At 22.1% G+C, this 14,080-nt stretch carries 12 protein-coding genes; 5 read left to right on the top strand and 7 right to left on the bottom strand.

Going from position 1 to position 14,080, the window contains the following annotated elements:
- Window positions 1-292: 292 nt before the first annotated feature.
- The 7 genes from Q8777_RS00410 to Q8777_RS00380 all read right to left on the bottom strand — a co-directional run bounded on the left by Q8777_RS00410 (window position 293) and on the right by Q8777_RS00380 (window position 7,127).
- On the bottom strand, window positions 293-1,054 hold the full coding sequence (locus Q8777_RS00410; RefSeq protein WP_318676259.1) for a TatD family hydrolase: 762 nt from the start codon (window positions 1,052-1,054) through the stop codon (window positions 293-295).
- A 148-nt stretch (window positions 1,055-1,202) separates the two neighbouring features.
- Window positions 1,203-2,579, bottom strand: coding sequence for a dihydrolipoyl dehydrogenase (gene lpdA, locus Q8777_RS00405; RefSeq protein ID WP_318676260.1), 1,377 nt, complete (start codon window positions 2,577-2,579; stop codon window positions 1,203-1,205).
- Between the two features lie 30 nt (window positions 2,580-2,609).
- Window positions 2,610-3,359 (bottom strand): 2-oxo acid dehydrogenase subunit E2, encoded by a 750-nt coding sequence (locus tag Q8777_RS00400; RefSeq protein WP_318676261.1) that lies wholly within the window; start codon window positions 3,357-3,359, stop codon window positions 2,610-2,612.
- Between the two features lie 36 nt (window positions 3,360-3,395).
- On the bottom strand, window positions 3,396-3,626 hold the full coding sequence (locus Q8777_RS00395; protein ID WP_318676262.1) for a biotin/lipoyl-containing protein: 231 nt from the start codon (window positions 3,624-3,626) through the stop codon (window positions 3,396-3,398).
- 29 nt (window positions 3,627-3,655) lie between these two features.
- Window positions 3,656-4,654, bottom strand: coding sequence for an alpha-ketoacid dehydrogenase subunit beta (locus tag Q8777_RS00390; RefSeq protein WP_318676263.1), 999 nt, complete (start codon window positions 4,652-4,654; stop codon window positions 3,656-3,658).
- A gap of 5 nt (window positions 4,655-4,659) precedes the next feature.
- The gene (gene pdhA / locus Q8777_RS00385; RefSeq protein WP_318676264.1) at window positions 4,660-5,763 is read right to left on the bottom strand and encodes a pyruvate dehydrogenase (acetyl-transferring) E1 component subunit alpha; all 1,104 of its coding nucleotides are present in this window, start codon (window positions 5,761-5,763) and stop codon (window positions 4,660-4,662) included.
- A 557-nt stretch (window positions 5,764-6,320) separates the two neighbouring features.
- Window positions 6,321-7,127, bottom strand: coding sequence for a hypothetical protein (locus Q8777_RS00380; RefSeq protein WP_318676265.1), 807 nt, complete (start codon window positions 7,125-7,127; stop codon window positions 6,321-6,323).
- A gap of 836 nt (window positions 7,128-7,963) precedes the next feature.
- On the opposite strand from Q8777_RS00380, the gene asnS reads away from it, so the two are divergent.
- The 5 genes from asnS to Q8777_RS00355 all read left to right on the top strand — a co-directional run bounded on the left by asnS (window position 7,964) and on the right by Q8777_RS00355 (window position 13,954).
- A complete protein-coding gene (asnS, locus tag Q8777_RS00375; protein WP_318676347.1) occupies window positions 7,964-9,355 on the top strand; it encodes an asparagine--tRNA ligase in 1,392 nt (463 codons plus the stop codon).
- 67 nt (window positions 9,356-9,422) lie between these two features.
- Complete coding sequence (locus tag Q8777_RS00370; RefSeq protein ID WP_318676266.1) at window positions 9,423-10,520, top strand: ABC transporter ATP-binding protein; 1,098 nt, start codon at window positions 9,423-9,425, stop codon at window positions 10,518-10,520.
- On the top strand, window positions 10,521-11,453 hold the full coding sequence (locus Q8777_RS00365; RefSeq protein ID WP_318676267.1) for a sugar ABC transporter permease: 933 nt from the start codon (window positions 10,521-10,523) through the stop codon (window positions 11,451-11,453).
- 181 nt (window positions 11,454-11,634) lie between these two features.
- The gene (locus Q8777_RS00360) at window positions 11,635-12,396 is read left to right on the top strand and encodes a carbohydrate ABC transporter permease (protein WP_318749430.1); all 762 of its coding nucleotides are present in this window, start codon (window positions 11,635-11,637) and stop codon (window positions 12,394-12,396) included.
- Window positions 12,380-13,954 (top strand): extracellular solute-binding protein, encoded by a 1,575-nt coding sequence (locus tag Q8777_RS00355; protein ID WP_318676269.1) that lies wholly within the window; start codon window positions 12,380-12,382, stop codon window positions 13,952-13,954. The genes Q8777_RS00360 and Q8777_RS00355 overlap by 17 nt, the downstream gene beginning before the upstream one ends.
- The last annotated feature ends 126 nt before the right edge of the window (window positions 13,955-14,080 follow it).

Here is a 14,080-nt window from a genome sequence, read left to right as displayed (position 1 = left end):
TAAAAAAATTTTTAAAAATATATATAAATTTAAAATAAATTATTAAATATATATTTTTTTTAGCTATTTTTTTATATTTAAAATATCTAGAAATTAACTTATTAATAAAGAATTATTTTTAAAAATAATTCATTATAAAAATTTTAAAATAAAAATTACTTTTGAATAAAAACTATCAATTTAATTTTAATAAAAAGAAAATATAAAAAAGAATAATCTTTTAAATATTAATCAGTATAAAAACTTACTAAAATAACAAAAAAATTTTAGTAATTGAAAAAAACTTTTTAAATTAAAAAATTATGTTAAATAATTTTTTAACATTTTTTGTTGTTTGTTCTTCAATTTCTTTCAAAGTAACATTTTTGAAGAAAGCTATTTTTTCGGCTATAATTTTAATAAATTTAGGTTCATTTCTATTTTTTTTAGAAAAAGGAGAAGGAATTAAAAAAGGAGAATCAGTTTCTAAAATAATTTTTTCTAATGGTATTTTTTGAGCTATTTTATGAGCTTCTACATATTTATCATAAGTTATAATTCCGCCTAATCCAACATAAAAATCTAATTCTAAAGCTTTTTTAGCTTCTTCTAAATCACTTGTTAAACAATGGAACACTCCTCTAATTTTTCCTTTATAAGGGAGCAATATTTTATATAATTCATTAAAAGATTCTCTTGCGTGTAAAATTACAGGTAAATTATATTTAACAGCTAATTTAAGTTGAATATCTAAATTTTTTTTTTGAATTGATAAAGAACTTTTATCATGATATAAATCTAAACCAATTTCACCTACCGCTACAACTTGAGGATATCTTAAATATTTTTCAATACTAAAAGGATTTTCATTTGCAAAATGGCAAGGATGAATCCCAACAGAAGCTTTAATAAAAGGATATTTAATAGCTAATTCAATAGATTTTTCATTTGTTTTTTGATCAACACCAGGAACAATAAAATATCGAACATTATTTTGATAAGCTTTTTTTATTACTTGTTCTAAATCTTGTTCGAATTCTGAAAAATTAAGATGTGCATGAGTATCAATTAACATAATTTTATTTCTCTTTTAAATTTTTTTATTTTTTAAATATAAAAATATTTTGAAAAACAAAAAAATACCAATTAAATAGGTATTTTTTTAATAATGTAAAAAAACATTTTTAATGATAATCTAAAAATAAAAATTTAAAATTATAAATTTACATATGAATAGGTTTATCAATTGCTCCTAAAAAAGTTTCTAGAATTAATTCTGATAAAGTAGGGTGAGGATGAATTGTTTCTGCTATGTCGTAAGCTGTTCCTTTTGAATTCATAATCACAGTAACTTCAGTAATTAACTCTGTAGCATTATGAGATATGATATGCATCCCTAAAATTTTTAAATCAACTTTATCAACAATTAACTTAGCAAAACCATCAACTTCTCCATCTGATAAAGATTTACCAATATTCTTAACATTAAAAATAGAAATTTTATAATCAATATTCTTTTCTTTAACTTCTTTTTCAGTTAATCCAACAGAAGCAATTTCTGGAAAACCATAAACACAAGAAGGAACATAATCATAATTCATAGGTTTTATATTTTGTTGTCCCAAAGCATGAGAAACAGCAATTTGTCCTTCGTGACTAGCAACATGAGCTAACATATGCTTTCCATTAACATCTCCGATAGCATAAACTCCCTCAATAGAGGTTCTTAAAAATTCATCAGTTACTATTCCTTGAGGAGATATTTTTAAATCTAAATTTTGAATTCCTTTTAAATTAGGTCTTGTTCCTACAGCCATCAAAATAATATCGGAAAAATTTTCATGAATTTGATCCTTTATTTTATAATAAACTTTATTATTTTCTATTTTAACCACTTCTGTATCTGTATTTATACCGATTCCATCTTTTTTTAATTTTTCAGTATAATAATTAACAATATCAGAATCCATATTATTTAAAATACTTTTTTGTTTCTCTAAAATAACAATTTCAGAACCAAATTTTTTAAAAATGGAAGCAAATTCTACCCCAATAATTCCTCCGCCTATTATAATCATCTTCTTAGGAAATTTATCTAAATTCACTAACTCTTTACTAGTATAAAGAAATTTATTTTCAAAAGACTCTTTAGCTCCTGGAATAGGAGGAATAAAAGCACTAGAACCTGTAGCAATAATAATTTTATCAGTTTTTATTTTTTGTTCTCCTACTTGAACTAGACGAGAATTTAAAATATTAGCAAAAGAATTATAAAAATCAATTTTGTTTTTTCTTAATAAAAATTCAACGCCATCATTTAATTGTTTGACTACTTTATTTTTACGTGCTAAAATAGATAACCAATCAAAAGAAACATCTTTATTGCTATTAATTCCAAATTTTTCAGAATTTTTTAAAAAATCAAAAACTTTAGCACTTTTTAAATAAGTTTTAGTAGGTATACATCCATAATGAAGACAAATTCCACCTAATTTATGGTCTTCTACTAAAGCTACCTTTGCTCCTAATTGTGCTGCTTTGATAGCAGCTACATATCCTCCTGGACCCCCACCGATAATTAAAATATCATATTCCAACATATATTACTCATTTGTGTATTTTTTTAATTTTTAAAAAATATGTTTTTCTAATTCGCTAGTGTCATTTAGCAATGAAGAAATTCTATTTAAAAATCTAGCAGCAGGAGCTCCGTCTATAATACGATGATCAAAAGTCAAAGAAAGATGCAAGATATCACCAATAACAATATTATTATCTTTTACTATTGGTTTTTTTATAATTTTTCCTATTCCTAAAATTGCTATTTCAGGAATATTAATAATAGGAGTACATTGCAAACCACCTATAGATCCAAAATTACTTATTGTAAAAGTTCCATTCCTAATTTGTTCTAATGTTAATTTTTCTTCTCTTGCATCTTGAGATATTTTTTGAATTTCATGAGCTAAATCAAAAATGTTTAATTGATCTGCATTTTTGATATTAGGTACCATTAAACCATTTAGAGTATCAACAGCTATCCCTAAATTAATAAATTTTTTTAATAATATTTCTTTTTTATCAATATCAAAACTAGAATTAAATAACGGAAATTCTTTTAAAGCAATAATTAATGCTTTTGATATAAAAGAAATATAAGTTAATTTAATTCCTTTTAACTCTGCTTCTTTTTTGAATTTTTTTCTTAAAAAAACCAAATTAGTAATATCAACTTCATCCATTAAAGTAGCATCAGGAATTTCTGTTTTTGAAACTACCATTTTTTTTGCAATTATTTTTCTTACATTAGAAATCTCAATAATTTCGAATTTTTCATTATTTTTATTTTCTAAATTATTATCTTTTTTTTTATCAATCATATTAAAGAAATTCCTTTTATCATTTTATTTAAAAAATTATTCAATTGTTAGTATCAAATCGCCAACTTCTATTTGGTCTCCTTCATTAAAAAAAATTTTTTTAATTTTTCCTGTTTTAGGAGAAGAAATCGGAACACTAACTTTGTCTGTTTCTACTTCTAACAAATTTTCTCCTTCTTTAACAAAATCACCTTCTTTATAAAAGAAAGTAATAATTTTACCTTCATTAATTCCTTCGCCAATATCAGAAAAACGTAATTCAACCATTTTTAAAATCATCCTTTTTTTATTTAATTTTAAATATTATTTTTATTAAAAATTCTTTTTATTCCATATACTATCTTATCAGAATTTAAATTTTGATGGTACTCTCCTCTAGCTAAAGGCATAATAATATCAAATCCTGTAATTCTTTGTGGAGCACTTTTTAGATAATCAAAAACATGTTCATTAACCAGAGAAATTATTTCACCAGCAGGGCCATAAGTGCGCGTTGCTTCATGAACAACTACTAATCTACCTGTTTTTTTAACAGAATTCAAAATTGTTTCTTTATCAATTGGATTAATAGTTCTTAAATCTATTAATTCAACCGATATACCTTCTTTATTTAAAATATCAATTGCTAATTTAGAAAATAAGACAGCAGAACTCCAAGCAACCAAAGTAACATCAGAACCTGAATGAACTACTTTTGCTTTTCCTATTTCTATTTCAAATTCTTTTAATGGAACTTCTTGTTTTTTTCCACGATATAAAAGTTTTGGTTCCATATATACTACAGGATCAGGAGAATTGATAGCAGCAATTAAAAGACCTTTAGCATCATAAGGATTAGAAGGAACAACTACTTTTAAACCTGGAATAGAACCTAAAATAACTTCTAAAGATTCAGAATGATGTTCTAAAGCTTTTACCCCTCCTCCAATTGGAAATTTCAAAACCATAGGGCAAGTGTAAGAACCTCTAGACCTATTTCTCATTCTAGCTGCATGAGCAATTAAATCTTCTAATCCGACATAAACAAAACCATCAAATTGAATTTCAGCTATCGGAATCAAACCATTTATAGACATTCCAATTGCGCTTCCTACAATAGCAGATTCAGATATTGGAGTATCAAAAACACGATCTATTCCATATTTTTTTTGTAAACCTGCTGTTACTCTAAAAACGCCGCCTAATTTTCCGATATCCTGGCCAAATAAAACTATTTTTGGATTTTTTTCTAATTGCATATCTAAAGTATGATTAATTGTTTGTAACATATTCATTAAAGCTTTGTCTGAACTCATAATTTTTATTGTTTTTTTCCTTCTTTAATATTCTTTAAAAAAGATTCATATTCGAGATATTGTTCTTTTAATTGAGGAGTCATTTCTTGATAAACATGCTCAAAAATTTCAATAGGTTCTATTTTAGTTCCATAAGACATAATTTTTTCATGAGTTTGCGTAACATGTTCATAAGTTTCTTTTTCATACTTTTCTATCAATTCTTGAGTTAAAATATTTTTATTTAATAAATATTTTTCAAAACGAGTAATTGGATCTTTTTTTATCCATTCTTCTTCTTCTTCTTTCGAACGATATAAAAAAGTGTTGTCATTAGTTGTATGCGGTCCTAAACGATAAGTTAAAATTTCTAATAAACTAGGACCTTTTTTTTGTCTTGCTCTTTCAGAGAATTCTTTAACAGCTACATGAACTGCTAAAATATCATTACCATCAACTTGAATTCCTGGTATACCAAAAGCGTAAGCTTTTTGAGCTAAAGTTTCTGAATTAGAAGCAATTTTTCTAGGAGTTGAAATAGCATATTGATTATTTTGGATTGCTACTACCAAAGGAGCTTTAAAAACTGCAGCATAATTCAAACCTGCATAAAATTCTTCATGAGCTGTTCCACCATCACCAATAGTTGCCAAAGTTACTTCATCTTTATTTTGTAGTTTGCTTGCTAAAGCTAATCCTGCACCAATATTTATTCCTGAACCTATTATGATATTTACAGGTAAAATACGTTTAGAATGATCCATTTTAGAACCTTTTTCATTTCCGAACCAGTAAAGATATATATTTTCTAAGGGAATTCCGCGATATAAATATAAACCTATATCACGAAAATAAGGAGAAATCCAATCTTTTTCTTTCAAAGCTGAAGCAGCGCCAACTTGACAGGCTTCATGACCTTTATTAACAACATAAGAAAGCATTCTTCCTTGTCTTTGATATTGAACCGCTTTTATATCTGAAATTCGACATAAAACCATTGTTTTATACATTTTGATTAATTCAGAATTAGATAACTTTGGTTCTAATTCTGGATAAATAACTTTACCTTCTAAATCTAGAATTTGAAACTGTTTTTTTTTTAAAGGGTCATATAAATCAAATATTTCCACGGTTAAATCAATCCTCTTTTTTATTTCTATTTAAAAAAAATATCAAAAATTATAAAAAAATAAATCATTAATCTTATTTCAAATTAAGAATTTTTAATATTTTTTTAAATTAATTTTAAAACAACAATAAGAGTATATTCTTAAATTAAAGAACAAAATATTTTAAAGTTCCTTATTAATTCAAAAATAACTAACCCAACGTTTATTATATTATAAGTAAAACTATTTTTTACTATTTTTCATTATACTTTATTAAAAAATTGAAAAATTTTAATTTATAAAAAATAATTTAATTGTGTTCCATTAAAACAAAACTATTTTTTTAAAAAAAAATTGTTCTAATAATTAAAGTTCTAATAATTAAAATCAAACTATTTACTAATTATAGTTATTATATGATAAAATGTTCCATATTTAAATCTAAAAGAGATAAAAAGTCAAAATATTATTTTAATAAACATTTTGACTTTCCCACTTTTTTTATTAGTCTTATTCCTAACAGAAAGTAATATAAAAAATAAAAAATTAATAAATCAAATATAATTTAATAATTTTTTTTAAACCATAAATGGATCAATATCATAAATATTATCAATTGTTTGCTTTAAAACATTATGAAATTCATTTAATTCTTTTTGTTTATAATATTTGGCCAAATTTAAATTTTTCAAATTTTTTTCTTTTTTTTTAATAAAAAAAGGTTTTTTTTGAATAAAAATTTCTTTTTCTTTTTGTAATGAAACTATTTTTTTTCTCAGATCTATAATTTCTATATCCAAAAGAGGTAATTGTTCTAATAATAAATCTATTTCATTTTGTAAAGGAAATAAGATACTATATTTTTTGAAACTGTATTGCAATGATAATAATAGATCTTTTCTTTTAATTATAAAATCATCTTTTTTTTGTTTGATTTTGTTTTCAATAAAATCTTTTTTTGAATTTAAAAACAATAGTTCTCTGTCTAAATCGGATATAATTGTATCCAGGGCATTTAATTTATTTTGACATTTTTTGATTTCTGTTCCCCATTTATTTACATTTTTTAAATAATGATCGATAATTATTTGATTTCTTTTTATTATACTTTGGTAATAACTTTTTAATACCTTTTCCGCTTGACTCAAATAAATCTCTTTCTTTTCAGGATTATTATCCACAATATAATCAATTTTTTGATTTAAATCTTTCGGATTAATTTTAATTTTTAAACTTTCCCCAGCGGAATTAAACATGTAAATTGAAGATTTAGAAAATTCATTTATTATTTCTTCATCAATATTATCATTATTATCATTTACTCTAGTTTTAAATATACTTTTTTTTGAAAAAAATTTATTTAATTTATTTTTTATATTATCCATATTTTGCTTTTTATTTTGATGAATAAAACACAAAAAAAATATAATCGGTATTATCAACAAAACAATAAATATTTTTTTTTTAAAAAAATTAATATTTTGAATCATTTCTTATTAAATATTATCTTTCTAATCTTCATTCTTATCATTAAATAATAAAATCAAAAAAATATAATTTTATAATATAGAAAATATATATAAATTTAAAAAAATATTACTATTAAACAATCTTAATTATAACATTAGTTAAAAAAATATTTTTATAAAATCAATAAAAATAAATTAAAAATAAAAAATATAAATTTTCGTCTGAAATTACTTAATTTAAGAATTTTTTTTATTATAAGAAATATTTTAAATATTTTGATTTTTTCTTACTTATAATTTAGTTAATAATTTATTAAGTGAAATAAAAAACTAATAAATAAAAATGATTTTATATCTTTTTTTTACAAAAAATTATAATATAGAAAGAATAATTTAAATGTTAAATTAAGTAAATAAGTTAAATATTAATAAATAGTTAAATATTAATAAATATTAAATGATAAAATACTGTTATAATAATATTAAAATATTAAATGATAGGATATTTTATGTATTCAATGCAGTAATAAATTTAATTTGGTTTGTATATTTTGTATTTTTAAAACGAGGTAATTCAAATATTTATAAATTAATTGTTTTGTTGACTTATTTATTATTTATATAAATTTTTGATTATTGATTATTAATATTTAATATTCAATTTAAATTTTAAATTTCTTTAAACTTTATTTTTTGAACTTTTTAGTTTAATAATTTTAGATAAAAAAATATGATGTTAAAAAGGAAACATAATAATGTATTCTGTCAAAAACCTTTATGATAATTATGAATTACTTTTAAATAAAAAAATTTTTATTAATGGATGGGTTAAAAATTGTCGTTTTCAAAAGAAAGTATTTTTTTTGGATCTTAATGATGGTTCTTACATAAAAGATTTACAAATAGTTTATAAAAATATTAAAAATGAAGAAATTAACCAAATTAAAAAAAAATTACAAGTAGGAATTTCATTATGTTTAGAAGGTGAATTAGTCTTAAATTCTCTCATAGATCAAAATTTCGAATTTCTTGCTGAAAAAATAATTTTTTTAGGTCATAATCATAAAGATTATCCTATTCAACCAAAAAAACATTCTAGGAATTTCTTGCGACAAATTCCTCATTTAAGATTAAGAACTAAGCTTTTTGGGGCTGTTTTTAGAATACGAAATTCTGCTAGCTATGCTATTCATGATTTTTTCCAAAAAGAAGGTTTTATTTTGGCTCATACTCCAATTATTACTATCAACGACGGAGAAGGAACAGGAGAATTGTTTCAAGTCACTACTTTAGATTTAAATAAAATTCCTTTAGATGAAAATAAAAAAATAGATTATAAAAAAGATTTTTTTGCCAAACCAACTTTTTTAACTGTTACTGGTCAATTAGAAGGAGAAGCAATGGCTTTGTCTTTCGGAAAAATTTATACTTTTGGACCTACTTTTAGAGCTGAAAATTCTAATACTACAAAACATATTTCTGAATTTTGGATGATTGAACCAGAAATGGCTTTTTATAATTTACAAGACAATATTAAAGTAGCTCAAAAATTAATTCAACATGTAATTGTATTTTGTTTAGAAAAAAATAAAGAAGATTTTGTATTTCTAGAAAAAAATATAGAACAAAATTTAATTAAAAGATTAAAAAAAGTTGCTAATTTAGAAGAATTTAAAAAAATTACCTATACCAAAGCAATTGAAATTTTAATTAAAAACGAGTCAATTTTTGAAAATAAACCTTTCTATGGTTCTGATTTATCTACTGAACATGAAAAATTTTTAACTGATTTTTTTCAAGAACCTATTTTCATAATTGATTGGCCGATTAATATTAAATCCTTTTACATGAAAAATAATCCAGATAATAAAACTGTAGCAGCAATGGATTTATTAGTTCCTGGAATAGGCGAATTGATTGGAGGTTCTCAAAGAGAAGAGAATTTAGATATTTTAAAAGAAAAAATGAAAAAATTTAATATTTCTCAAAAAGAATTAGAATGGTATTTGGATTTGCGCCGGTTTGGAAGTTGTATTCATTCAGGTTTCGGTCTAGGTTTAGAAAGATTATTAATTTATTTAACTGGCCTGGATAATATTAGAGATGTTATAGCTTTTCCAAGAACTCCAAAAAATATTTCTTAGATGTTTTTTTTAAAAAATAATAATTGTTAAAATTAATTAAAAATTAAATTAAAGGTTTTTTAGTATAATGGGTATCATATTACAAAATGTTTCGAAAATTTTTATAAATAAAAAAGATAAAAAAAAATATTATGCAGTTAATAAAGTAAATTTAGATATATCTACAGGAGAATTAATAAGTCTTTTAGGACCTTCAGGTTGCGGAAAATCAACTATTCTTTATATAATCGCTGGTTTAATTCAAGCTAACGAAGGGAAAATTTTATTTGATGGAAAAGACGTTACTAATATAAATCCTGAAAAAAGAGGAATCGGTTTAGTTTTTCAAAATTATTCTTTATATCCGCATATGACAGTACGCCAAAATATTATTTTTCCTTTACAAAATTTAAAATTTTCTAAAAATAAGATCGAAGAAGAAGTAAAAAGAATTTCTGTTTTAGCTTCTATCGAAGATTACCTAGATAAAAAACCCTCTGAATTATCAGGTGGTCAACAACAAAGAGTTTCTTTAGCAAGAGCTTTAATTAAAAATCCCAAAATTTTATTATTAGACGAGCCTTTATCAAACTTAGATACAAGATTACGTTTTAAAATGAGAGAAGAAATAAGAAGAATTCAAAAAAAAACTAAAATAACAGCTATTTTTGTTACTCATGATCAAGAAGAAGCGATGTCAATTAGTGATAAAATTTACGTTATGAATAACGGAATAATTCAACAACAAGACACCCCTGAACAAATTTATGATAATCCTGTTAATTTATTTGTAGCTTCTTTTTTAGGAGTTCCTCATATTTCTGTTTTTAATGGTAAAATAGAAAATAACAAATTAATCATAAACAAAAAAACAATCAAAGAAGATAATTTATTTCAAAATATAGGCAATAAAGAAATCCACATAGCAGTAAGACCAGAAGGTTATGTTGCAGATAAAAATGGTTCTATAGAAGTAGAAGGCATAGCTTTAGAAAATATTGGAAGAGAACTATTTTTATTAGCTAAACATCCTTGTTCTATTTATTCTAATTTCAAAATCATTATTCCCAACGATCAACAAAAATTATTAGATTTATCAAGTGTTTACAAAAAAAAATTTCGTTTCAATATCTTAGAAAAAAGATTTTTTATTTTTGATAAAACAACAGGAAATAGGGTTTATTAAATGTTTAAAGATAAAAAAATAAATAAAAACTGGTTATATCTTTTACCAGCAATAATTATTTTAACTATTTTTACTTTTTTACCCTTAACAAAAGTTTTAATAATATCTTTTAATTCTAATTATGATAAATTTAGCGATACTTTTGGAATAAAAGTAAAAGAATTGTTTAGTTTAAAAAATTATATAAATGTTCTTAGAGATTACGAATTCAAATATGCATTAAGGAATACTTTTTTATTAGTTCTTTTCGTAGTTCCTTTATCACTTATTTTATCTTTAATAATTGCATTACTATTGAACAGAATTAAAAATCATTTTTTTAAAAATATTTTTAAAACTTTTTTTTTTATGCCTTTAATTTCTAATACAGTGATTATGGGAATGATTTTTAGCATTATATTTTATTTTAATGTTGGAATTTCTTCAAATAAACCAGAAGGTTTGTTTAATTCTTTTATAAAATTTTTCGGTTTTAAACCTCAAGAATGGATAGTTGTAACATCTCCTTTTATTAATAAAATATTCGTTTTGATTTTATACAATATTTGGATTCGCCTTCCATTTAAAATTTTTGTTTTTCTTTTAGCTATTCAAAACATTGATAAATCCTATTATAATGCTGCTAAAATTGATGGTGCTTCTAAAATTAGAACTTTTACCAAAATAACTTTGCCATTAATCAAACCTATTATTTTTTATCAATTTATTATAGAAATGTTAGCTATTTTTAAAGAATATGAATCTATTATTGGATTATTTGGTGATAAACCATCTTATAAAATTCAAACAATAGTGGGTTATATTTATAATCAATTATCAAACTCAAGTTTTCAATCTTATTCTAAAGGTGCAGCAGCTGCAATGATACTTTTTTTTATTTCTATTTTATTTACAACAATAAGTATTCTTATTTCAAAAAAAACTGAAAAATAAATTAAAGGTTTAAAATAACTCCATAATGATAAATATAAATAATAATATTCGAAAATATTTTTTGAATTTAAAAAATAGTTTAAAAAAAGAAGCAAAAAAAATTAATTTTTTCTCCTTAATCAAATATCTATTTTTGTTTTTTATTTCTTTTTTATTCATTCTACCATTTTTTTTGATGTTCATGATATCTATTAAAAGTTTTTCAGACATTATTCAAAATAATTACTTATCATTACCAAAAAATGGTTGGCATTGGGAAAATTATAAACTGGCTCTGCAACAAATGGAGTTTATTAAATTTTTTTTAAATACTTTAAGAGTTACTTTTTTTTCTACTTTATTAGGAACTTTATGTAGTATTTTAACGGCTTATGCTTTAAGCATTTTAGATTTAAAATTTAAACCTATTTTATTGATGTTTTTATTATTAGGTTTAATGACAACAAGTGAAACATTAGTAATAACAAATTATAGAACAATTTCCAACGCTGGTTTAGTTGATTATGGTCAAGGTCCTAAAGTTCCTTTTGGTACTGATTATGCTGTAATTTTGCCTTATTTAGTAAATATTGTTCATATTTTATTATTAGTCAATGTTTTTAAAAATACACCAAAGGAATTGTATTACACAGCTAAAATCGATGGAACTAGTGACTGGCAATATTTATGGAAAATACTAGTTCCTATTGCTAAACCTACAATTATTGTAACTGTTATTTTTAGAATAGTTGGTTGTTGGAACGCTTATGCATGGCCAAATTTAGTAGGAGCTCAATTGTTAACTAATATGGCAAGAAAAGTTTTTGATATTGAAACAGAAATAGATAAAATTAATCTCCAAATGGCTAATCTTATATTAATTAATATCCCTTTATTTTTGATTTTTATTTTTTTTAAAAAATATATTATTTCAGGAGAAGCTAAAAGTGGTATCAAAGGATAAAATTAAAAATTTTTTATTTATATTTATTTTTTTTAATTTTTTAGCACTGATTATTTTTATATCAAATGTATTTTCAAAAAAAAACAAAGATTATTTTGAAAAAGAATACCAAGATTTAGAAAAGTATTTGGCATCAAAACAAGATTTAGATAATAACTTTAAAGATAAAAATGGTCCAAAAATTTATATTAATTTTTGGCATAATTTATATCCTAAAGAACAAAAAATATTACAAAAAATAATTGATGATTTTTTAAAACAATACCCACAAATTGAAGTTAAAGATGAAAACAAAGGAAATTGGAATCAAATAGTGAAAAATATTCAAAGCGCATTAACTGTTGATAAACAACCTCATTTAGTTTTTTCTTATCCTGATCATGTTAAGTTTTATTCTAAATCTGAAAAAGTAATACCTTTAGATATTTTTATAGAAAAAGATAAAAATTTTAAAGAATCAGATTTTTTAAATAATTATTTGAAAAAAAATTATTTAGAAGATTATTCTTCAGAAAGAAAAAATTCTTATTTTTATTTTCCTTTTTTAAAAACAACAGAAATTATGTTTTATAATAGTTATCTATTAAAAAAAATTTATCTTAAAATTCAAGAAAATCAAGAAGATAAAGAAGAATTAAATAATTTAATAAACCAAGAAGGAAAAATACAAGAAGATATAACATGGGAAGAAATGGAAACAATATGCCGAATTATTAAAAAATATAAAACAAAAGATTTTATTCCTATTTTAGTAGACAGTGCAGACAATTTGTTTATAATTAATATAGAACAAAGAAAAAATAATGATTTAAAATACCCTGAAAACAGAGATGAATTAGATCAATTTTTTCAAAATAAAAATTTTCATGAAATATTTGAATATTTTAAAAAAGAATTTTATGATAAAAAATATTTAACTTTTAGTCAATTATGTGGAGAAAAAGAAATTGAAAATTTTATCTTAAACGAAAACATATGTTTTTATATTACCTCAAATAGAAGATTAGAATATTCATTTAATATTCAGAATTTTGTTCCAAGCATAAGTCCTTTACCTCAAGAAAATAAAAAAAATAAAGAAAAAAAACAAAAAAATATTGTCCAAGGCCCGAATATTAATTTATTTTATTCTAAAAATAAAGATGAAATGCTAGCTTCTTGGTTGCTTTTAAAACATTTAACATCTTTCAAATCATATAAAACATTATTAGAAAACGGGAAAATATTTAATATTTGTCATAAAATTAATGATACAGATATTAAAGAAATTGAAGAAATTGTTGAAAAAAATTATAGTTTCGATTCAACAACAAACCAACATTTAAAAAAAATAAACACAACAATTAAAGATTTTTTTAAAAAAATTATTATAGAAGATGCAAAAAGAGATGATTATTTTTTTATTAGTCCAATTTTTGAAAATTCTAATTATTTAAGAACTATTTTGAGAGATTTATTTGTAGATATTTTTTCAATAAAAGAAATTTCAGATGTAGAATTAAAAGAAAGAATAAAAAAAATATTTAAAGAGGCTTACGAAAGATTTCAAACAAATTAAAATATTTAATATAATTAATGAAGAATATAATTTACTAATTAAAAAATTTTAGAATTTTGAAGAATTAATGTATTTAAAAAATAATTAAGAAATATAATAATACTTTATCAAAAAAAGGAAGTTATA

Origin of the sequence: Candidatus Phytoplasma stylosanthis (genome assembly GCF_032886435.1) — a bacterium.
Lineage (GTDB): Bacteria > Bacillota_I > Bacilli_A > Acholeplasmatales > Acholeplasmataceae > Phytoplasma > Phytoplasma stylosanthis.
The sequence above is the reverse complement of the archived record's forward strand: the minus strand, read 5'-3'. Positions and strand labels throughout refer to the sequence as shown.

What these genes read in the sequence shown, in the direction of transcription:
- lpdA (WP_318676260.1), bottom strand. Translation starts at nt 2,579, where the DNA reads ATGTTGGAATATGATATTTTAATTATCGGTGGGGGTCCAGGAGGATAT.
- Q8777_RS00395 (WP_318676262.1), bottom strand. Translation starts at nt 3,626, where the DNA reads ATGGTTGAATTACGTTTTTCTGATATTGGCGAAGGAATTAATGAAGGT.
- Q8777_RS00410 (WP_318676259.1), bottom strand. Translation starts at nt 1,054, where the DNA reads ATGTTAATTGATACTCATGCACATCTTAATTTTTCAGAATTCGAACAA.
- Q8777_RS00380 (WP_318676265.1), bottom strand. Translation starts at nt 7,127, where the DNA reads ATGGATAATATAAAAAATAAATTAAATAAATTTTTTTCAAAAAAAAGT.
- Q8777_RS00370 (WP_318676266.1), top strand. Translation starts at nt 9,423, where the DNA reads ATGGGTATCATATTACAAAATGTTTCGAAAATTTTTATAAATAAAAAA.
- Q8777_RS00365 (WP_318676267.1), top strand. Translation starts at nt 10,521, where the DNA reads ATGTTTAAAGATAAAAAAATAAATAAAAACTGGTTATATCTTTTACCA.
- Q8777_RS00360 (WP_318749430.1), top strand. Translation starts at nt 11,635, where the DNA reads ATGATATCTATTAAAAGTTTTTCAGACATTATTCAAAATAATTACTTA.
- Q8777_RS00390 (WP_318676263.1), bottom strand. Translation starts at nt 4,654, where the DNA reads ATGAGTTCAGACAAAGCTTTAATGAATATGTTACAAACAATTAATCAT.
- Q8777_RS00400 (WP_318676261.1), bottom strand. Translation starts at nt 3,359, where the DNA reads ATGATTGATAAAAAAAAAGATAATAATTTAGAAAATAAAAATAATGAA.